Source organism: Sphingobacterium sp. SGG-5 (assembly GCF_011043525.1).
Lineage (GTDB): Bacteria > Bacteroidota > Bacteroidia > Sphingobacteriales > Sphingobacteriaceae > Sphingobacterium.
In genome coordinates this window covers 183,662-205,355 of sequence record NZ_JAAKGO010000004.1, presented here as the reverse complement: position 1 = coordinate 205,355, position 21,694 = coordinate 183,662, and the positions used below count along the sequence as shown (strand labels likewise).

Here is a 21,694-nt window from a genome sequence, read left to right as displayed (position 1 = left end):
ATCATGAAAACGAACAAATTATTCATCGGAAGTTTTGCAATTATACTTGCTTTAGCCTTGAACGCATGTTCAACGAGCAGGCAAATTGCTTACAAAGATGATATGTACAATAATCAGGCTGCAAATCGTCCTGCAGCAGACTACCAAAGTCCGGACTATTACTATTCGGATGGACAGGACAACGTCTCTGCCAATGCAACCAACCAATATTATACGGACGAATATAGCGATCAGGAATACTATGAAGATGAATATTCAGAGTTGGAATACGCCAATCGTATCAACCGCTTCTATTATCCTACTGCCGGTATGGGCTATTATGATCCTTGGTTCGACCCTTGGTATGGGTATGGTGGCTTTGGTTTAGGTTGGTCCAATTGGGGCTGGGGCTCGAGTTGGTCGTTAGGATTTGGCTGGGGCAGCCCTTGGTACGGCTACGGATGGGGTGGATACCCTTATTACAGTTATGGATGGGGCGGATACCCGCACTATGGCTATGGCAACTATTGGGGATATAACTCTTATTATAGCGCTTGGGGTCACCCGTATTATGGATACGGTTACGGTCGAGGAAGCTATTATCCGTATTCCGGAAATCGTTATGCGATACGACCAACCGGATCTTCCGTACGTTCTGAAACGAGAGACCGTTTCAACAGACGTGTGGGTACGACGACCCGTCGTACGTCTGCTGCTGGCACTGTACGCACATCGACACGTACAGGAGTTAGCCGTGATGCAAGCGGACGGATAGTTACAGGATCACGTGTGGGTACAACCACCCGTAGCAGCACTGGAACGAGAACGAGCCGAGTGGGCACATCCCGCACGTCAGACACACGCAGTCGTGTCGGTACAGCACCCTCCACCAATACCCGACGTACAGGAACCTCGCGGACATCCAGAGCGACCGAACAACCGACCCGGACCACAACGCCGAGCCGTCCTTCGAGCTCAGAAACGAGACGTTCGACACCTCCGCCATCTTCAAGGAGTACACCTCCTTCAAGCTACGGCAGAGGAAGCAGTTCCAGATCGTCCGGATCATCGATGTCTAGCGGTGGCTCTTCTTCACGCTCGTCGGGCGGCGGAAGCTCCAGATCATCGGGCTCTTCAAGAAGATAAATTTATTGGCTTTTTAACACTTATATTTAATATACATCCATGAAGCTTACACATAGCATCCCCTTCTTATGTCTGTCCTTATTTATATTTTTTATAGATGCCCACGGCCAAACGATAGATGACGCTTTAATTTTTTCACGAGAGGAACCCGGAGCTTCAGCACGAGTTAAGGGGTTGGGCAATGCCCAAACAGCATTGGGTGGAGATATCAGTTCGCTCAACGGTAATCCCGCAGGATTAGGCTTTTTTGGTAGATCCGATATTTCGATCACGTTCAATTATCTGCAAAACAGCAACAGTATTGACTATTTAGGGACAAATACGGCGAGCAAAAAGGGAAATTTCGGTGTAGACCAGGTTGGTGCTGTCTTTCATTTTCCTACACGAAGCAATTCGGGCTGGCAAAATTTCAACATTGGTTTAAGCTACAACAAAACCCAAAATTTCAATAATTCCCGAAATTATGAAGGAAATAATACGAATAGTACGATGGTTCACGCGTTGACCGATATCATGGCTACTGATGAAGGGTTTAGTGAAGATTTCTACAATTCCTTTATTGTGGACCAATTCAGTAATCCGGACGATGGTTATTTTCCGATAGCGGTAGAGAACGGTGATAAGATGCAGTTCAACGAACAAAGTGTCCGTGGCAATCGTGCCAAGACGGCTGTTGCCTTCGGTGCAAATTACAACAACAAATTTTATATCGGAGCCACTTTAGGGATTACTTCTTTTAAATATGACCGTCAGACACAATTTATTGAAAACGGATGGACAAAAAATGCAGCCGAAGTAGCGGTAGATAATCCGACGTCCGACTTCCTAAATCCGGCAAATGTCGAACATGATTTTTTAAATGCAAGTTACGAGTTATTCGACAACTTCTCCCAAGTGACTGAAGGATCCGGCGTTGATATTAAGCTCGGCATGATCTATAAGCCGGCGGTGGACTGGAATATCGGTCTGACCATTAATACACCTACCTGGACCACCATCAAGGAAGACACACGTGCCTATACCGACATCAATTATTATGAGGATGAATCATCAGACAATCCTTTTCCCGACGATATGCAATATGCCTCGGACTACTACGACAGCACTAATGATTACCTTTTAACTTCCCCATGGAAGTTTGCATTAGGTATTTCTAAGTTTTTCAACCGTGGTTTATTAGCGGCTGACGTCGAATTCTTAGATTATAGTACGATGCGATACAGCGACCTCTCCGGCGATTATTATATAAATGGCACGTTCGACGACATCAATAATAACATAAAAGAGGTATATCAATCCGCTATCAATTTTAGGGTCGGTGGTGAATACCTTATCAACAACGTATTAAGTGGTCGTGCCGGTTTTAATTATTACGGAAATCCCTACAAAGATGCAGATGACAAAAATCTCAGCGGTAGTTTGGGCCTTGGTATCAAGCTCACGAATTCCGTTTATCTGGACATGGCTGTAAATCATCAGTTCAATTCCTACAAAGAAGCTGCATATCTTCTGGATGAAGAGTTCTGGGATCTGGATAGCCCCGTAGCAAATATTGACCATAGAAGGACGAACGTTGCCCTAACTTTGGGCGCTAAGTTTTAGAAATTACACGACATTTGTTAAAACCTGTCAACTTAAAAAGCTGATGGGTTTTTTCATTTACACCACGTGAACTTTTTTATCAACAATATTGATATATTGTTTTCTTTAATCAAAATTTTTATACCTTTGCGGTTCTTGGTGGGCTATTTTTTATCCATCGAAAATCATGTAAAAAACGTAAACTATATCAAACTAATAGACGAACACAGAACATGCAGAGTAAAGGTCTGATTAAATTTTTGGTAGCGGTAGTGACATTGGCATGTCTCTATTCCCTATCGTTCACTTTTGTAACACGTAAGGTGGAGAAAGATGCGGCAACACATGCCGGTGGCGACCTCGCCAAAGAAAAAGCGTATTTGGATTCTATTTCGGGTGAAGTTGTCTACAATCTGGGGATAGCAAAATATACCTATAGAGAATGTAAGGCATTAGAGCTTCCGTTGGGACTAGACCTTAAAGGTGGTATGAACGTCACCATGGAAATTTCGTTGGATGAACTCATTCGAAACCTAGCGAACAACACCAAAGACGAAAAATTCAACACCGCATTAAACACTGCGATTCAAAAGAGCAAATCGAGTAATAAATCGATAGTCGATATATTCATTGATGAGTTCAAAACCTCCGGTTCTGCGAGTTCATTAGCTTCTTTCTTTGCCACAAAAGATAACGCTGACCTTATCAACGCAAACAGTTCGGACGCAGATGTCAAGAATTTCCTTCAAAAAGAAGCGGACAATGCCATTCAAAATTCATTCAAAGTATTGCGCACACGGATCGATAAGTTTGGCGTAGCCTCTCCGAATATCCAGATACAGCAAGGTACAAACCGTATTTTGATTGAATTACCGGGTGTAAATGATGAGAATCGTGTTCGTAAACTATTGCAAGGTTCTGCGAAGCTCGAATTTTATGAGACGTACAGCAACTTCGATGTCTATCCTATTTTAGAGAACATCAACAGCACGCTGGCAAGTACATTGAAAAGTGTAGAAGCCCCAGTAGCAAATACAGAGACGACGGCCGCAGACAGCAGCCAAAACGAGGATAACTTATTAGCCAATCTTGGCGCTAACAATAGCGCATCCACAGATACTTCTGCAACGGCTGTCAACATGGAAGCGCAGAATCCACTATTTAGTGTGTTGATGCCTTCAGTCTATCAAGCAGAAAATGGTCAACAGCAACTTGCACCGGGCCCACAGGTAGGAATTGCTAATCTTCGCGATACAGCAAAAGTGAATGCATATCTTGCCCGCCCTGAAGTGAAATCGCTTCTTCCAGCGAATTTAAGATTATTATGGGCAGTGAAACCCGAAAAGCGTAGCCCCGAGTTCTTAACGCTCTATGCTATTCGTACAGTAGGTGGTGAGACAGGCGCGGTATTGGCAGGTGATGTGGTTACAGATGCTAGAGACGACTTTGACCCACAAACAAACTCACCTGTGGTGAGTATGTCCATGAACTCTTACGGTGCACGTGAATGGCGTAAGATAACAGCTAAAGCAGCACCAAACAAAGAAGCTATAGCCATTATATTGGACGGTGTAGTTTATTCTGCTCCAAATGTGCAAAACGAAATTGCTAACGGTTCATCTTCGATATCTGGAAATTTTGAGATTGAAGACACCAAAGATTTGGCAAATGTATTAAAGGCAGGTCGTCTTCCGACAACAGCAAAAATTGTTGAAGAGGCTATTGTTGGACCATCATTGGGACAAGCAGCAATCGACGCAGGGGTTAACTCTTCGGTTATCGGTATCATCGTTGTCATGATTTTCATGGTGGCCTATTATAACCGTGCAGGTATTGCTGCCAACATTGCTGTACTTTTCAATGTTTTCTTCTTGATGGGCATTCTAGCTTCCCTCAATGCTGTACTAACCTTACCGGGTATAGCCGGTATCGTACTGACGATGGGTACAGCCGTGGATGCCAACGTATTGATCTATGAACGTATCCGGGAGGAACTACGGCTTGGAAAGGGTACCCGTCAAGCTATTGCAGACGGTTACAAGCATGCCATGCCGTCCATTCTGGATTCGCAGATCACGACATTCCTTGTCGGTGCGGTATTGTTCTTCTTTGGATCTGGTCCTATTCTCGGATTTGCGACAACATTGATGATTGGTATTATCACATCCCTGTTTACTTCTATCTTTATTTCACGTCTGATATTCGAATATATGCTGAAAAAAGACATGAAAATATCGGTCTCATTTCCATGGTCAGAGCATACCTTGACAAATGCTAATTTTCAATTTATCAAAAAACGTAAAACATTCTATGCTATATCTGCAGTTGCAGTCGTAGTTTCTCTGTTTTTCATCTTCACCAAAGGTTTCACATTAGGTGTTGACTTTCAGGGGGGGCGGACATACACCGTACGTTACGAAAAGCCGGTAGACTTAGAGGAAGTTCGTAAAAATCTGGACGAAACATTTAGCTCGACGACCGAGGTGAAGACATTCGGTAATGCCAACCAGGTGCGTGTCACGACAACCTATCATATCAATGAGACTTCGGATGAGGCCGACAAAGAAGTATTAGACAAACTAAATGACGGCTTATCACAGATTCAAGGCAATTCTTATGACATTCTTTCCTCTCAGAAAGTAGGTCCTTCTATTGCTTCCGATATCAAAGATAGAGCGACATGGTCGGGTATTATTGCGATTTTAATTATCGCCGCTTACATATTGTTACGTTTCCATAAATGGCAATATTCTGCTGGTGCAGCAATCGCTACTATACACGATGCAATTGTCTTATTGGGCTTATTCTCTATCCTTGATGGCATCGTTCCATTCTCACTCGATATCGACCAACATTTCGTAGCGGCTATTCTGACGGTAATTGCCTATTCGGTGAATGATACAGTTGTTGTATTTGACCGTTTGAGAGAATTCTTAGGCAAGCCAAATGCACATAGCAAAGACTTTGGGGATACGGTAAACCATGCTATCAATTCGACTTTAAGTCGTACAATTATCACCTCGTTGACAATTATCTTCGTACTTGCGGTATTATTTGTATTCGGTGGTGAGGTAATCAGAGGCTTCTCCTTTGCGATCTTGATCGGTATCGTAGTAGGTACGTATTCGTCTGTTATACTAGCAGCTCCTGCTGTTTACGACTTAAGAGGCGGTAAACATATCGCACAAGAAACAAGTGCTACGAAGGCTAAGGTCATAACACCTTAATCCAACGAACATAATATAAAAGAGATAGGGACAGCCAAAAAGGGTTGTCCCTATTTTTTTATCAAAACAGCATCATAATATGAATTCTCCTTCCTTCCGACTTTATATTTTTATAGCTTTGTACAACTAAATCCAACACGATGAATAGAATTATACGATCAGCCTACGTTGTCCCCTTCGCATTATTATTTGGAATAGCAAGCTGCTCCAATCAAACTAGCAACACCACAAACAACAAATCAACCGAAGCCGAACACCATGATCACAATCATGATCACAGCACGCATAACCACCAGACGGATCATGCTACCACTGAAACAGCTCCACAACAAACAAATGCAGACCTAAAAGAAGGTCAGCCTTTGGCGACTATTCCCCCTTTTACATTTTATAAAGTTAAATCCGGTATATCCTTTCAAAACGAAGATATCCCCCAAGGCCGGAAGACCGTCTTTATTTTGTTCGATCCTTCCTGCTCGCATTGTCGCTCAGAAGCTGCCGCTCTGGGAAAGAACTACGATAAAATCAAAACGGTCAACCTTTATTTTGTATCCATGAACGATCCGGCTTTGATGGCGTCTTTTCTGGAAACCTTTGCGAAAGAACTGGTCAATAAACCCAACATAGAAGTGCTCTATGACAGAAATCAGGAGTTCATCCAAAAATTCCATGTTCCGAAGCAATTTCCTGCCAATTATGTCTATAGCAAAGACGGACAACTGGAAGCACACTGGGATGGTGACAAAAACATCAGTGAAATTATAACTGCATATACAAAATAATGAGAGTTGCTATCAATGGTTTTGGGCGTATCGGGCGTCATACACTGCGCAACCTCGTTACAAAAGATTTAAAGGATATTCAGGTGGTTGCCATCAATGACCTTACCCACCCTTCTACGCTGGCACATTTGTTAAAATACGATTCCGTACACGGACCCTTCCCAGGAGAAATCAGCAGTGACGATACCTATATTTATGTAAATGGCGTTGCCATTAAAATATTCTGCGAGCGATCACCGCTCAATCTACCCTGGGAATCCCTTGGTATTGATTTAGTCATCGAATCTACAGGGTTGTTTACAACAAAAGAAAAGGCACAGATGCATCTAAAGGCTGGAGCGAAACAAGTTATCATTTCCGCACCTTCACCCGATAAGGAGATCCCTACAGTTGTACTCGGCATCAATGACGAGGCTTTCGATTGGAATATGCCCATTTTTTCCAATGCATCCTGTACCACGAATAACGTCGCTCCTCTCGTGCAGATATTGGATGAGAACTGGCATATCCAAGATGGTTACATTACGACAGTACATTCCATGACGGGCGATCAGAACCTTCACGACGCCCCTCACCGCGACCTACGGAGAGCACGTGCAGCCTCATCTTCCATTATTCCTACAACCACGGGGGCGGCCAAAGCAATCACCAATGTCTTTCCTCATTTAGAAGGTAAACTTGGAGGTGCAGGAATACGTGTACCTGTACTAAACGGATCGCTTACCGACTTCACCTGTACCTTAGCTAAAGAGACTACCGTAGAGGAAATCAATGCGACATTCAAAAAAGCGGCTTCTTCTACGCACTTAAGAGATATTCTCTTCTACACAGAAGACCCCATTGTATCGGTGGATATTATCAACAACCCTTACTCTTGCGTATTTGATTCCCAACTGACATCAATTGTTGGTGGGCTGGTTAAGGTCGTAGGTTGGTACGATAATGAATTCGGATATTCCAATCGGTTGGTGGATATTCTGAAGAGACTGCATAAAACAAAACCAATATAACAGTTTCTATACCCTTACAAAATTATAACGCTATACAAGGATCAGATATATCAAATCAGGGCACTTTAAAACTTCATTCGCTGGATTCTTACCGCATTTAAAATAGCTAATAACGCCACACCCACATCAGCAAATACGGCTTCCCACATGGTCGCCAATCCCCCAGCTCCAAGTACGAGTACAATCGCTTTAACACCGAAAGCTAAACCGATATTTTGCCATACGATTTTCTTTGTCTGTTTCCCGATACGGATTGCAGTGGGTATTTTGCTTGGCCTATCGTCCTGTATGACTACATCGGCTGTTTCAATGGTAGCATCGCTTCCCAAACCGCCCATGGCAATACCGACGTCGCTCAATGCGACAACAGGAGCATCATTCACACCGTCACCTACAAAAGCAACGCTTTCGCCTCTGGCTTTGATTCTCCTAACGCTGTTTACTTTATCTTCGGGCAATAAATCACCAAAAGCATTATCTATTCCCAGTTTCTCTGCCACATATTTTACAACTGTACTTTTATCTCCGCTAAGCATAGTGGTTTTAATATGAAGCTTATGCAGTAGGTTTATAGTTTCCTGAGCGTCCTCTTTGATACTATCAGCAATGGTGATGTAACCAACAAATCTATGATCGTAAGCAACGGCAATAGTTGTATAAACGATACTGTTGGGGTCCAAGTCATATGGTATTCCAAACTTATGCATCAGCTTGAAATTCCCGACCAATAAATCTTTACCCTTTATTGTCGATTTCAGTCCATGACCAGCGATTTCCTCCGTATTTTCCAAACGGATTTCAGTATTCGGTTTTCCCACATATTCATGGATAGCAGTCGCTACGGGATGTGTGCTATGGCTTTCCAGTACATTGATCATTTGTAGTATTTCAGCTTGGTTGAACGCAGGGTCAAAGACAACATCCTGTACCTTGAAAACACCTTCTGTCATTGTTCCGGTCTTATCCATAACTACATTCTGAACACCAGCAACAGCGTCTAAAAAATTACTTCCCTTAAATAATATTCCGTTTCTGCTCGCTGCGCCAATGCCACCGAAGTAACCTAACGGAATGGAAATAACTAATGCACAAGGGCAAGAAATAACCAAGAATACCAATGCTCGATACAACCAATCTACAAACAGATAATCGGCTACAATGAAGAAAGGAAGTAAACAGATGGCGACCGCCAAAAACACCACAATGGGTGTATATATTTTTGCAAACTTACGGATAAATAATTCTGTTGGTGCCTTTTGAGCTGTAGCATTCTGCACCAGTTCCAAAATTTTACTCAACTTACTATCTGTGTATGCCGTTGTAACCTTTACCTCCGATACCGTGTGGAGGTTTATCATTCCCGCCAAAACTGTTTCACCTCTTACTTTGGTATCAGGCTTGCTTTCGCCCGTTAGCGCCGATGTATTAAACGATGCTGTATCGGATAACAGCTCTCCGTCCAGCCCCAATTTTTCTCCAGATCTAAGCTGTAGAATTTCACCAATTGAAACAGTTTCTGCCTTCACTATTTGCGGCTTATTGTTTCTTAAAACCGTTACTTCATCGGGTCGTTGATCAAGTAACGACTTGATATTTGCTTTGGCTCTGGAAACGGCCATTGTTTGAAAAACTTCTCCAACAGCATAAAACAACATGACGGCAACGCCTTCGGGATATTCACCAATAGCAAATGCTCCAATAGTGGCAATGCCCATTAAAAAGAATTCCGAGAAAACCTCACCTTTGCGGATACCTTCAAAGGCTTCTTTAAGCACAGGCAGGCCAACAGGAATATAAGCGGCGACATACCAGATTATCCTTATCCCATCCTTAAACCAGGCTTGTGAAAACCAATTATCCATGGCGATACCTGCAAACAATAGCACAAATGAAATAATAGCGGGCAGAAACATTTTAAACACACTATTGTTAGTGTTCATTTGCGAATGGTCATGTCCATCGCCGTCGCTATGTTCTTCATTAGCGTGATCTACCGTACTGCAACAGCTGTCGTTCTGTATCAGGTTTTTAGCGCCTGCTCTGACGTATATTTTTTCTTCCTGTGTGCAGCACAGCTGTTTGCCGTTCGCATCATATTGGTGCTGATGTTCCATTACTTTTAATTTTATGACTAAGTTAGCTAAAGTTCAATGCCCTTTCATCGTATAATATTTTAATGTGCATGAGCGTGTTCTCCCGAATCATCCATTTTTGCACCTACAAAAAACGCACCTTTTACCACAATATGCGTGCCGTGTGGAATCTCACCAACAGGTGTTATCGCTGTATAACCAAACTGAGAAGCACCTTTAATGATTTCCATTCTTACAAATCGAGTTCCCTTTTCAGAACCGTGGTCATGAGCCTCCTCTTCTTTGTGGTCGTGAGCTTCTCCCTCTTTATGCTCGTGGGGTTCTTCTGCCTGCTCCTTGACCAAAAATATATAATACTTGCCATCGGCATTGACAATCGCATCATCGGGAACTGCCGGACTTAAAGCACCATCGAGATGTACAGCTCCCGTTACATTCATTCCATCGATAAGTCCTATTTTATCTCCAAGGACCCTACTGTGTACCGTAATCGTTTTACTGTTACTGTTGAAAGAAGAACCTATATTATAAACCTCGGCAGAATACGTTTTGTTCGGACTGTTTGTTACGACAAAGTCTATTTTCTGACCCATTCGAATTAAAGGAATATCTTTTTCAAATACCTGTAAATCTAAATGTAAAGCGCTGTTATCCACCAATTCCACTATGGCCGATGATACATCTACATAACTACCCATCTTGGCAAATACATTGCTAACCGTACCACTTATGGGGCTTGTCACTGTCAACGACGATTTAAGATTGGAATTTGACAGTGAAGCCGGATTGATACCCATCATCTGGATTTGTTGGTTCAATGATGCTTTTCGGGTTCTTAATGTGTTCAACTCGGTTGTAGCACTTTGTAGATTTTTCTTAGCGCCTACATTCCCTTCATTCAGTTCTCGTTGTCTTATCAATTCCTGTTCGGCAAATTCGATTCTACTGTTGATACTTAGATATTCTTCCTGAAGCTGTATAAATTGTGGGTTGGAAATAGTAGCAATGGTTTGCCCTTTTTTCACATGATCCCCGATTTCTACATGAAGTGCTTTTATTATTCCCCCGAACAGAGACGTGGCATTAGCCTTATGGGTGTTCTTCCGCTTTTTTCAGTTTTTCAATTACTAACTGTCTTGCAAAATATATATCTACATTGTCTTAGAATACAACTGTCACTACAGAAAGTCCAAACCGGGAAATACTTCTAATTTCATCTACCATAGGTAGATTAACAATGCTTTGCTCAACGGGAAAAGTAACCAATTGTTCTACTTCCTGTCCGGCCAATGTCGGAGTTAGGGTGATAATCTGAACCTGATTATTGGTTATATCAGGTTGGGCATCAATAGGGATTTTCGTGGCACTCCATCCCCCCCAAATGATGAGTAATAAGGTCATTAATCCTATAATGAACTTATTCTTTATAGAGAATTTTATAATATTATTTAACACTCTTATTGCGATTAATGATAATTAATAATGACTCCAAAATCTTCGGTTTAATGCAATACGCAATAAGCCAAAATCATTAAAATATTAGGAATTATGCATTAATCTTTGGCGGTTGCCAAATTTTCCCGAAATAATGAGGTATGAATTGGGAAATATATGGTGAATTTGATTTAGATAGTTCTACTATTCTGATCTCAGAAAAGTTGATCGTATTCCAAGGAAACACTGTTACAACCGCTCCACAACAATTACACAAACAGAACGGGCTAACACATATCTGTGGCTTTTGAATGGTCGTGACTGTCCTGATGAGCTAATTCTTTTGGATGGCTATGGCTTTGTAAGGTCTCCTTTTCATACCTATCAGTACACGGCATTAAAAATACCGCCATTATATAAATTGTCAATATAGAGCAAAAGACTTTCATATCACGCTGTAAAGTTAGTAATACTTTGCGTTTTTCAAACGGTGAATAAAGACAAAAATATACTTTTGTGAAACGAAAGATTCATTATTAGGAAATCTACTTTGGTATAAAAATTGCAAATTGAATACTTCAACTACTCATACATATGAATTTAATTAAAAGCATTAGTTTGATGATCTCCATAGTGATATTAACGGCTTGTAATAAAGCAAATATTGAGGGTTCTTGGGTCGAACCTGTACCTGGTATGCCTGAGATGCAACAAGGATTTACACTTGAAAAGAACGGCAAAGCCACCTCAATCAATATGGCGACGTTACAGTACCAATCATGGAAGCAAGAAGGTAATTTGTTGATTCTTTCTGGACAAAGCATTGGTAACCATCAAACTATTTCGTTTTCCGACACGCTGATACTCGAAAAGATAACACCTGAAAGCTTAATAGTCATACAAAATGAGGTTGGTCGAAAATACTTGAGGAGCGAAAAACAATAAACAGAGAACTTGAACCTAGCAGCCTTTCTGTTCGAACCCCTTGAGAACTTTAATTTTAGTCAAAGAGGTTGTTAAGAATCCCTGAATTTAACACTCATTCAAAGTTTTACTTCTTGTTGTTTATTATCAACATATTATATATATTTGATGATATTAAACAACAATAAAATGCAATCAAAAAAACAAACATTGCTTCCGAAGTTTCAAAAGACATTGGAAAAGATGGGCGAAAATATTAAGCTGGCTCGCAAACGCCGAAACTTAACTACAATTCAGGTTGCAGAAAGAGCTGGTATTGATCGTACTACCTTATACCATATTGAAAAAGGAAATCCGAGTGTATCTCTGGGTGCCTATTTTAATGTGTTACGTGTATTGGGTTTACAGGATGATTTTCTAAAGCTGGCATCCGATGATGAGTTTGGCAGAAAACTGCAAGATCTGAAACTGATAGGAAAAGATAATGGCAAATAGAACAGACATATGGGTATATGTACATTGGAAAGGCATGGATGAGGCTAAATGTGTTGGTATCTTGTCCGCACAACAAGCCAAAGGTCGAAAAGCTTTCAGTTTTTCTTATGACCAGTATTGGATTACATCACAGGAACAACTGTTATTAGATCCTGACATTGTCTGGTATGGTGGACAGCAATATCCAAACGGCAAAGAAAACTTTGGAATGTTTCTCGATTCGATGCCTGATACCTGGGGACGTACACTCATGAGACGTCGGGCAGCGATACGTTCCGCAGAAGAGGGAAAACCTACGCCGATATTATATGATATTAATTATTTATTGGGCGTTCATGACCTTAGTCGTATGGGAGCATTACGGTTTAAGAAAGACCCGGATGGAGATTTTTTGGACAATGACTCCATTTCTCCTACGCCTCCTTGGGCAAGTGTACGAGAACTTCAACATGGCGCTACATTGATAGAAACGAGCGAAGATACCGATGAGGTGAAGAAATGGTTAGGAATGCTGATGGCCCCGGGATCTTCTTTGGGTGGGGCGAGACCAAAGGCCAACATTCTTGACAATGACGGCCATCCTTGGATTGCAAAGTTTCCCTCTGCTAATGATACGATAGATAAGGGCGCATGGGAATACTTAGCTTACAAACTGGCTATTGGTGCGGGAATCGAAATGGCCGATTGTCGTCTTGAAAAAATCGCAGGTAAGTATCATACTTTTTTTACCCGACGCTTTGACCGAGATAAAATGGAACGTATTCATTTCGCTTCTGCCATGACGATGACGGGTAAAAGCGAAGAACTGATACGGGATGAAACACCTTCCTATATGGAAATCGTTGAGTTTATTCAGTTTTCGGGCACCCATGTTACCGAAGATTTACACCAATTATGGCGAAGATTAGTTTTTAATATCCTTATCTCCAATACAGATGACCATCTGAGAAATCATGGTTTTATATTGACTAATGAAGGTTGGCGTTTGTCGCCCGCTTTTGATATTAACCCATCGATAGATAAAGATGGATTGGCATTGAATATTGATATGGATAATAATATGCTAGATATAGAACTTGCTAAAAGTGTTGGGGTATATTTCCGGCTATCCGAGAAAGAGATGCATAGCATTATAGAGGAAGTTAGCTGCTCGATTTCAAATTGGCAAACAGTAGCTAAGGAAATTGGGATCACTCGAAATGAGCAGACATTAATGCGTGATGCGTTTAGGATTTAGTTTTTGACAAGTATAAGGATATTTAAGATGGCGCATCAATACGATTTTAGTCAATTAGATCCCAGAGAGTTTGAGTTTCTGTGCAGGGATTTGGTACAACGAAAAATATCTGACGAAACAAATACAATCGTTTTCTTTAATAGTTTTAGCGAAGGTGCCGATGGAATCCCCCAAACTCAACCCTAAACCTCCTACGGATCGAACCTCCCAGCCCCTCTATTCGAACTCCTCTTAACTCAAAAAATCCCTCATCTTTCGATGAAGGATTTTTTTTGCGGAGAGAGAGGGATTCGAACCCTCGGTACCGTTAAGTACACACGCTTTCCAAGCGTGCTCGATCGACCACTCTGACACCTCTCCGGTTGCGGAAGCGAAGATACAACTTTCCGGCAATTCTCAAAAATGAAAAACAAAAAAAGCCGATCAGATGATCGGCCTTCCCTATACAGTTCAAAACATTACGCTTCTTCGCGTTGTAATGCTTGTTTATAAATTGCTTTTTTAACTTGTATACGACGAGTTACAGATTTCTTCTCGTATGCTTGGCGTGAACGCAATTCACGTAAAACTCCTGTTTTTTCAAATTTCTTTTTGAAACGTTTCAATGCGCGGTCTAAAGATTCGCCTTCTTTTACATTTACGATAATCATAGTTCTGTATACCTCCTTTCGTTGTATAAAATTCTTTGTGCTTGCAAAAGTAGATAAAATACCTAAGAATAACAATATCTATTTTGCTTTTGTTTCATAGCAACTTCCATTTTTCAACAATATATTCCAACGGCTCTTCAAGGGTACATAACGCTGTCTGTAGCCCTAGGTCTGCTGCTGTTCGCAAATGCTGTGGACTATCATCGATAAATAAGGTTTCTTCGGGTATGAGCCCTTCCCTATCGATTACATATTGAAATATATCCGCGTCAGGCTTCCGCATTCCCATCATATGGGAATAATAGGTCTGTTCAAAGAACCCCGAATTGTCCTGTACACCATAACGTTCCTGAATATGTTTCATACAATACGCATAATGTATGCTGTTATTGTTGCTCAACAAAAAAGTCCGATAATTCTGTTTCAGTTGCAGCAACAGATCATGCTTACCCACTGGCACACCGATTAACAACGCATTCCAGGCGTTATCAATCTGCATATCTGTCAACGCTGGATTTTTTACCAATGTTCGAATACCATCTCTAAATTGTGGCGCATCGATAACCCCTTTATCGAATTCATCAAACAAAGCTACTTGACCGTGATGTGCAAAAATAGTGGTACCTTCAGGGATACCCAATTGTGTAAAAGCAGCTTGTGATTTGTCAAAATCAATCATAAAGATAACATTCCCATAATCAAGGATAATATTTTTGATTTTTTGCATTGAAAATTTTGTTTTCTCGCTACAAATATCGATAATTGCATCGTCAAAAAGGCACTCCCCTTTCGCTATTTTTGACGTTTTATAACACTGCGCCTATAGCTCAGTTGGTTAGAGTAGAAGACTCATAATCTTTTGGTCCCTGGTTCGAGCCCAGGTGGGCGCACAGACAAATCCTCATAGAAATATGGGGATTTTTTTGTTTAAAACCTTATCGATAGATCTTTTAGCACAATCTTTGGGGCAAATGAATAGTTAAATATTTATATTAATTACTCTTTAGTATATTACAGCTTTTATAAACGATACATACGTGCCGTTTTGACGACCACCATGTCTTTATGGCAAATATACGGATGGAGTGCAATACCATAAAAGGAATACAGAAGTGAAAATTTAAATTATATCATTAAATAAAATAAATAATATGAATACCGTACAAATTAAAGCGTTTGGAACCGAAACTTCAACCGAAGACCTAAAACAGTTGTTTATCAATCGCCGAGAAGTAACGGCGAAAGATGTGGAAATCGATATTTTGTTTTGTGGTGTCTGTCACTCCGATCTACATACTGCCCGCAATGAATGGGGCGGGACCATATACCCCAACGTACCCGGACACGAAATCATTGGTCGCATTACAAAAGTCGGAAGTAATGTCTCCAAATTCAGGGTGGGCGATCTGGCAGGTGTCGGCTGCATGGTCGATAGTTGCCGCGAATGTGAGAGCTGCAAGGAGGGACTGGAACAATATTGCGAAAACGGCAATACCCTGACCTATAACAGTCCAGAAAAACACTTGAACCAACAGACCTTTGGTGGTTATTCGGAACGTGTCGTGGTAGATGAAGATTTTGTATTACATATACCCGAAACTTTAGACTTGGCGGCAACAGCGCCTTTATTATGCGCAGGCATTACCACTTGGTCTCCCCTGAAGCATTGGAACGTCGGTCCGGATATGAAAGTCGGCATTGTCGGTATCGGTGGATTGGGACACATGGGTGTGAAATTCGCAAAAGCTATGGGTGCACACGTAGTGGTCATCACTACATCGGCATCAAAAGCGGACGATGCAAAGCGTTTGGGCGCAGATGAAATTATCCTTTCTACAGACAAAGAACAGATGAAAAACAATACCGGTACGTTGCATTTTATTCTGGATTGTGTATCGGCGCAGCACGATATAAACGCCTATCTGAGACTTTTGAAACGAGATGGCTCACTTGCGATTGTTGGTGCTCCTGAACATCCGCTACCTGTAGCTGCATTCAGTTTGATACCAGGTCGAAAAAGTTTTGCAGGCTCCACCATTGGTGGGATAAAAGAAACACAGGAAATGCTTGATTTCTGCGGACAGCATAACATTGTATCCGACATTGAATTGATCCCTATGCAAGACATTAATAGGGCTTATGAGCGTCTGCTGAACGGCGATGTGAAATATCGCTTTGTAATCGATATGGAATCATTGAAAAATTAATATAATCGCAAAGTTATTTATATAACAATGATGGCAGCTATGCCATCACTGTAGCTCAGTTTTTTGTATTTTGCACGAGCGGCTACGAGCAAGCCGATCTCATAAGTGCTTAATTAAACTAATAAAAATAGATAGATGAAAACGATGCTTATCACAGGTGCCAGCCGGGGAATAGGTGCTGCAACAGCACTTCTTGCCGCCCAAAATGGCTATGCAGTGGCCGTAAATTATAAAAAAAACAAAGCAGCTGCCGACGACGTAGTTAATCGGATTGTATCACAAGGAGGAAAAGCCTTCGCTATTCAAGCAGATGTTTCCAAACAAGATGAGATTGTTCGATTATTTTCCGAAGTGGATAGGCATTTTGGAAAGCTTCATTGCCTGATCAACAATGCCGGAATACTCGAGCATCAGAAGAAATTCATCGATCTGGATTACGAAAGATTACAACGGATGTTCAATGCCAACGTTCTGGGCCCGTTTCTCTGTTGCCAAGAGGCCATTAAGCGTATGTCGACAAAATTTGGTGGTGAAGGAGGAACCATTGTCAATGTCTCTTCCATTGCTTCCAGAACCGGAGCACCTTTCGAATATACCGATTACGCTGCTTCCAAAGGAGCCTTAGATACTTTAACGATTGGGTTATCGAAAGAATTAGCGGAGGAGCGTATTCGGGTAAATGCAGTTCGTCCCGCATTCATCCACACCGACATCCATGCCGATGGCGGTGAGCCAAATAGGATTGAGCGAATAAAAGAAAATATTCCACTTAAACGAGGTGGTTTGGCGGAAGAGGTCGCGGAAGCTATTCTCTGGCTGGCATCCGATAAATCGTCCTATTCAACCGGCATTTTCATTGATGTTACAGGCGGGAAATAATCATTTCTTCACAGGAAGCTAAAAAAAGGATGAAGAAAGAGCGAAGAAACAATAATATTAATGCAACTTTGTAGCAATAGCAAAAATAATACTATCTTTACAAAAACAAGCGGAGTTGATGATTAAGTATAATCGTATGGCAGACAATAAAAATTTCGAAGTAATTATAGTTGGCGGAAGTTATGCAGGGCTTTCTGCTGCGATGGCGTTAGGGCGTTCATTACGCCATGTATTAATAATAGACAGCGGATTACCTTGTAATAGGCAGACACCACATTCGCACAATTTTTTAACACAAGACGGAAAAACACCGAAAGAAATTTCAACACTTGCAAAAAAGCAAGTTGAAAAATATAAAACGGTAAAATTTCACAACGGACGGGCTACAGGAGGGTTAAAATCAGCCGATGGTTTTGAAATCACAACGGACACGGAAGATAAATTCACAGCCAAGAAATTGATTTTTGCAACCGGCTTAAAGGATCTTATGCCAGACATTAAAGGATTTGCAGCGTGCTGGGGTATTTCTATTATTCATTGTCCGTATTGCCACGGTTTCGAATACCGTAATCAAAATACAGGAATTATTGCCAATGGAGCAAAAGCATTTCACCTTGCATCCTTAGTCTATAACTTAACAAAAAATGTTACGATATTGACCAATGGAAAAGCTGATCTTGATGTAGAACAAATTACAAGGCTCAATGAGCACAGTATAAAAATTATAGAAACTAATATTGCTGAAGTAGAACATACAAACGGACAATTAAAAAATGTAATTTTTGACGACGGCAGCAAATTGAATTTTAACGCCATCTATGCCGCAATTCCGTTTAGACAACATTCCGATATCCCCCTTTCATTAGGATGTGAAATTACCGAACAAGGTTACATCAGGGTAGATGATCTTCAGAAAACAACTGTCGAGAATGTATTCGCTTGTGGAGATAATTCAGGTATGATGCGCTCGGTTGCCAATGCGGTATATAGTGGAAATCTCACAGGAGCAATGGTCAACAGTTTGCTTTCAGCGGCAGAGTTTTAAAGTTACTTTTTATTTCTTCTCCTCTACCACCTTTTCCTCTGTCGTCAAGGGAGCAGGAGGAATTTCTTTGACCTCGCGTTCCACCTCTTTTACTTCGACATGCACTGCGAACTCCGAAGGCTCAATCGGGATACCTTTATAAGTCGCATATTCTCGCGTATACACCGCCCCCAAATAAAGTATAGCTGCTGTATAATACACCCATAAAAGAATCAGCACGATTGAGCTGGCGGCTCCATATGTCGATTCCGTACTCGAGTTCTCGATATAAAAGCCAATTAAAAAACGACCAATTACAAACAGCAAAGTCGTAAATAAAGCTCCAGATCTGACGGCGCGCCATTGGATATTAACGTCCGGCAGCACTTTGAAAATCACACAGAACAGCAAAAAGACGATTCCAAAAGACAAAAGAAAATTAATAGCATTAAACAAGAACACAGTTACATCCGGAAAATAAAGCCGCAAACGATCTGTAAGCGTTAGAATAGCACCATTGACAATTAAAGTCACAACCAATAAAAATCCGAGGCCGATAACCAACGAAGACGAAAGCAAACGGTCCTTAACGATTTTAAGCCAACCTTTTTTCACTTTTGGCCGTACATGCCAAATATTGTTAATAGAGTTCTGTATATCTCCAAATACGGTGGTCGCGCCGATCAAAAGTGTAACCGCACTGATGATCAACGCGAGGTTCGATTTACCCGAGAGCGAAAGATTCTTGATAACTTCTTGTATTTGACGTGCCGCCGTTGCCCCTATCAGGCCTCGGAGTTCAGTAAATACCTTCCCCTGAATGGCTTCCTCGCCCAAGAAAATTCCGGCAAGCGATATCATCAACACCAATATGGGCCCGATGGAGAAAACGGTATAATAGGCCAATGAAGCACTGTATTTTAAACTTGATTCGCTCGTAAATCCCAATGCCGTATTTTTTAAAATCGTAAATTGAGATTTTAAAACACTCTTTTTCTCTTTTACCATAACCTAAATACGCAGTTTATCCAGATCTAAAATGTCTTAATGCTTCCCTTGAAGAAAATCATATAGATCAACGTCAATATAACAATGGCAATAAGAATGGACCACATAATACCTCGCCCCGCAGGTTTATCATTAGGTTCATCCTTCACAATCTGAGGGACTTTTTCTTCTTCATTTTCAAAGTTCGTTTTCATAGCAATTTGATTTATAAAGTGAATGATTATGGAGAAATTCCTCCAGATATTGCAACGATTGATTAAAAGCCGACATATAGACGTCAGCCGCATTATTATATTTCGCCTTGATCGGTATATACAACGTTTGTTTGTTGTAATAAAGAACCAGAAAAACATCACCGGCCTCTGCGGTAGGATGAACATGGTCACCTTCGTAAGCAAGCCCGGTAATCCCGATATAAACGTCGGCGGCTATCAGTTCCCGGAGTTTCATAACCATGCTCTCAGTAACGATCAACGACTCGGTTGTATATGTTTCAATAAGTGCCGAAGGCACCTCTAACAGGGTTTCTTTTACTTGTCTGCTAAACGCAATGATCGCTCCTTCCAAAAAGTCTCCTGCTTCGACCTGCAGACTCCATATAGCACTGAAATATCCAGCCGTCATACTCTCTACCAGTGCAAGTTTCAAGCCATTTTCCTTCATAAAATCAGCAATGCTGTTGAGTCTTTTGTAATCGATTTTCATAAATCCAGTTTATTTTGCTTCGCGTATGCATTTATGTCCGTCATCTGCTGAAGGACCTTCAGATCTTCGTATTGCGCAACTAAGGCAGGCATCAGCTGTAGCAGCATATTTTTGTACTCATCCTGTATATCTTTCATAACTCCTCCCCGATAGAGCTGTAGTGTTGCATCGACGTGAGTTTGCAAAAGATGGACCAACTCGGCATCATTTATTTCTGTATAGTTTAAAGGCGTTTGTTCTTCTATTTCCGCAAGTGTCGGATAGACTTGTAGTAGCGGCGAGAAGAAACTGTCAGTCCGGTCATAATACCTCGCCATAGACTTGTACACCTTTTGATGTGAAGCCTCTTTGGAGAAAAACATTCCACTTTTTATCAAGCAGCGTCCTTGAATCCGCCTCTTCATGACTTCTTTAAAATAGGTCTCTTCCTCCTTAGATGCCTGTACATCCATCTGGGCGGTACAGGCAAACAGGCAGAAAAATACGACTATTCCTATTCTATTTCGTCTCGTCATCATGTGCCCATCATTAGTTTCGCATGGCCTCTATGATCAAAACAAATAGAAAGTGCATCCGTTTTGTTATTTATCAAAAAACGTATTTATGTCTATTGGAGCAATAATACGGAATGGAATAGGTATAAATACTTGAAGAATCAGTTTATTAATCCATTTTTAATCGCAAACTTTACTAATGCCGCTGAATTTTTGGTTCCGGTTTTATCGATGAGCTTTTGACGATGCCCCTCTACCGTACGTTTGCTTAGGAAGAGCCGATCTGCAATCTCCAGATTGGTATATCCCTCGCCGATCAGTTGCAGTACTTCCAACTCGCGTTCACTGATCTCAATATCTTCCATAACCTTTTCACTCAACTGAAGCATATCCGGCTGTTTATTGATTTTCTCTAATAAGAGCATGGCTATCTCTTCACACAGGTATCGTCCTCCCTTATAGACATGCTCAATAGCGAACAATAATTCCCCATAGCTCACATTTTTGACCAGATATCCCTTTGCTCCTTTCGCAAATGCATCTGCTACATCCTGACTGTTGTTCAGCATAGAGAGAATAATGACTTTAATGGAAGGAAAACGTGCAGAGAGGGTTTCAACAAGTGTAATACCATCCATATCAGGCATCCCGATATCGGTCATAATAACATCGGGCAAAACACCTCTATCCAACAAATTAATGACTTCATTTCCGTTGTTTGCCTCAGCGATCACACGCATATTGTCTTGCGTATCCAATAACATCTTAATGCCATTACGGACAACCAGATGGTCTTCAGCCAAAATTATATTTATCATA

21 protein-coding genes, 2 tRNA genes and 1 pseudogene are annotated in these 21,694 nt (G+C 41.2%); 13 read left to right on the top strand and 11 right to left on the bottom strand.

Annotation, left to right across the window (positions count from 1 at the left end):
- The first annotated feature begins 3 nt into the window (after positions 1–3).
- From G5B30_RS07410 to gap, 5 genes are all read left to right on the top strand, one after another.
- A complete protein-coding gene (locus tag G5B30_RS07410) occupies positions 4–1,125 on the top strand; it encodes a hypothetical protein (protein WP_165319335.1) in 1,122 nt (373 codons plus the stop codon).
- Between the two features lie 39 nt (positions 1,126–1,164).
- Positions 1,165–2,727: an OmpP1/FadL family transporter gene (locus tag G5B30_RS07405; RefSeq protein ID WP_165319334.1), complete on the top strand. Its 1,563-nt coding sequence runs from the start codon at positions 1,165–1,167 to the stop codon at positions 2,725–2,727.
- A gap of 212 nt (positions 2,728–2,939) precedes the next feature.
- Positions 2,940–5,933, top strand: a complete 2,994-nt coding sequence (secDF, locus tag G5B30_RS07400) for a protein translocase subunit SecDF (protein ID WP_165319333.1) — start codon at positions 2,940–2,942, stop codon at positions 5,931–5,933.
- 140 nt (positions 5,934–6,073) lie between these two features.
- Positions 6,074–6,715, top strand: a complete 642-nt coding sequence (locus G5B30_RS07395; RefSeq protein ID WP_165319332.1) for a peroxiredoxin family protein — start codon at positions 6,074–6,076, stop codon at positions 6,713–6,715.
- Positions 6,715–7,725, top strand: coding sequence for a type I glyceraldehyde-3-phosphate dehydrogenase (gap, locus tag G5B30_RS07390; protein WP_206367045.1), 1,011 nt, complete (start codon positions 6,715–6,717; stop codon positions 7,723–7,725). Before G5B30_RS07395 ends, gap begins: the two co-directional genes overlap by 1 nt.
- Before the next feature lie 65 nt (positions 7,726–7,790).
- Here gap and G5B30_RS07385 read toward each other — a convergent pair whose 3' ends face one another.
- The 3 genes and pseudogenes from G5B30_RS07385 to G5B30_RS07375 form a co-directional block, all read right to left on the bottom strand.
- Positions 7,791–9,839: a heavy metal translocating P-type ATPase gene (locus G5B30_RS07385; RefSeq protein ID WP_165319331.1), complete on the bottom strand. Its 2,049-nt coding sequence runs from the start codon at positions 9,837–9,839 to the stop codon at positions 7,791–7,793.
- Positions 9,840–9,898: 59 nt separating this feature from the next.
- A pseudogene (locus G5B30_RS07380) lies at positions 9,899–10,894 on the bottom strand (efflux RND transporter periplasmic adaptor subunit); the annotation flags it as partial.
- Positions 10,895–10,979: 85 nt separating this feature from the next.
- On the bottom strand, positions 10,980–11,273 hold the full coding sequence (locus G5B30_RS07375; protein WP_410528439.1) for an efflux RND transporter permease subunit: 294 nt from the start codon (positions 11,271–11,273) through the stop codon (positions 10,980–10,982).
- Between the two features lie 140 nt (positions 11,274–11,413).
- Here G5B30_RS07375 and G5B30_RS17280 point away from each other — a divergent pair, with 140 nt between their 5' ends.
- The 4 genes from G5B30_RS17280 to G5B30_RS07360 all read left to right on the top strand — a co-directional run bounded on the left by G5B30_RS17280 (position 11,414) and on the right by G5B30_RS07360 (position 13,908).
- On the top strand, positions 11,414–11,563 hold the full coding sequence (locus G5B30_RS17280) for a hypothetical protein (RefSeq protein ID WP_206367044.1): 150 nt from the start codon (positions 11,414–11,416) through the stop codon (positions 11,561–11,563).
- Positions 11,564–11,846: 283 nt separating this feature from the next.
- Positions 11,847–12,197, top strand: coding sequence for a lipocalin family protein (locus G5B30_RS07370; RefSeq protein WP_165319330.1), 351 nt, complete (start codon positions 11,847–11,849; stop codon positions 12,195–12,197).
- A gap of 168 nt (positions 12,198–12,365) precedes the next feature.
- A complete protein-coding gene (locus G5B30_RS07365) occupies positions 12,366–12,671 on the top strand; it encodes a helix-turn-helix transcriptional regulator (protein ID WP_165319329.1) in 306 nt (101 codons plus the stop codon).
- Positions 12,661–13,908 (top strand): type II toxin-antitoxin system HipA family toxin, encoded by a 1,248-nt coding sequence (locus G5B30_RS07360; protein WP_206367043.1) that lies wholly within the window; start codon positions 12,661–12,663, stop codon positions 13,906–13,908. Before G5B30_RS07365 ends, G5B30_RS07360 begins: the two co-directional genes overlap by 11 nt.
- A 275-nt stretch (positions 13,909–14,183) precedes the next feature.
- Here the strand turns inward: G5B30_RS07360 and G5B30_RS07355 are convergent.
- From G5B30_RS07355 to G5B30_RS07345, 3 genes are all read right to left on the bottom strand, one after another.
- Positions 14,184–14,268: transfer RNA gene (locus G5B30_RS07355), tRNA-Ser, on the bottom strand.
- Between the two features lie 98 nt (positions 14,269–14,366).
- A complete protein-coding gene (gene rpsU, locus G5B30_RS07350; protein ID WP_165319328.1) occupies positions 14,367–14,558 on the bottom strand; it encodes a 30S ribosomal protein S21 in 192 nt (63 codons plus the stop codon).
- 94 nt (positions 14,559–14,652) lie between these two features.
- Complete coding sequence (locus tag G5B30_RS07345) at positions 14,653–15,285, bottom strand: HAD family hydrolase (RefSeq protein ID WP_165319327.1); 633 nt, start codon at positions 15,283–15,285, stop codon at positions 14,653–14,655.
- A gap of 89 nt (positions 15,286–15,374) precedes the next feature.
- On the opposite strand from G5B30_RS07345, the gene G5B30_RS07340 reads away from it, so the two are divergent.
- The 4 genes from G5B30_RS07340 (at position 15,375) to G5B30_RS07325 (ending at position 18,689) form a co-directional block, all read left to right on the top strand.
- Positions 15,375–15,448: transfer RNA gene (locus G5B30_RS07340), tRNA-Ile, on the top strand.
- 261 nt (positions 15,449–15,709) lie between these two features.
- Positions 15,710–16,765, top strand: a complete 1,056-nt coding sequence (locus G5B30_RS07335) for an NAD(P)-dependent alcohol dehydrogenase (RefSeq protein ID WP_165319326.1) — start codon at positions 15,710–15,712, stop codon at positions 16,763–16,765.
- A gap of 135 nt (positions 16,766–16,900) precedes the next feature.
- Entirely contained in the window at positions 16,901–17,644 is a 744-nt protein-coding gene (locus G5B30_RS07330) for an SDR family oxidoreductase (protein WP_165319325.1), read from the top strand.
- Positions 17,645–17,780: 136 nt separating this feature from the next.
- The gene (locus tag G5B30_RS07325; protein ID WP_165319324.1) at positions 17,781–18,689 is read left to right on the top strand and encodes an NAD(P)/FAD-dependent oxidoreductase; all 909 of its coding nucleotides are present in this window, start codon (positions 17,781–17,783) and stop codon (positions 18,687–18,689) included.
- A gap of 9 nt (positions 18,690–18,698) precedes the next feature.
- Here G5B30_RS07325 and G5B30_RS07320 read toward each other — a convergent pair whose 3' ends face one another.
- The 5 genes from G5B30_RS07320 to G5B30_RS07300 form a co-directional block, all read right to left on the bottom strand.
- Entirely contained in the window at positions 18,699–19,676 is a 978-nt protein-coding gene (locus tag G5B30_RS07320; protein ID WP_165319323.1) for a YihY/virulence factor BrkB family protein, read from the bottom strand.
- A 26-nt stretch (positions 19,677–19,702) separates the two neighbouring features.
- Positions 19,703–19,870: a hypothetical protein gene (locus tag G5B30_RS07315; protein ID WP_165319322.1), complete on the bottom strand. Its 168-nt coding sequence runs from the start codon at positions 19,868–19,870 to the stop codon at positions 19,703–19,705.
- Positions 19,854–20,381 (bottom strand): CinA family protein, encoded by a 528-nt coding sequence (locus G5B30_RS07310; RefSeq protein ID WP_165319321.1) that lies wholly within the window; start codon positions 20,379–20,381, stop codon positions 19,854–19,856. Before G5B30_RS07310 ends, G5B30_RS07315 begins: the two co-directional genes overlap by 17 nt.
- Positions 20,378–20,899 carry a hypothetical protein gene (locus G5B30_RS07305; protein WP_165319320.1) on the bottom strand — a complete coding sequence of 174 codons (522 nt, stop codon included), beginning with the start codon at positions 20,897–20,899 and terminating at the stop codon, positions 20,378–20,380. The genes G5B30_RS07310 and G5B30_RS07305 overlap by 4 nt, the downstream gene beginning before the upstream one ends.
- A gap of 137 nt (positions 20,900–21,036) precedes the next feature.
- The gene (locus G5B30_RS07300; protein ID WP_165319319.1) at positions 21,037–21,693 is read right to left on the bottom strand and encodes a response regulator transcription factor; all 657 of its coding nucleotides are present in this window, start codon (positions 21,691–21,693) and stop codon (positions 21,037–21,039) included.
- Position 21,694: the final 1 nt, after the last annotated feature.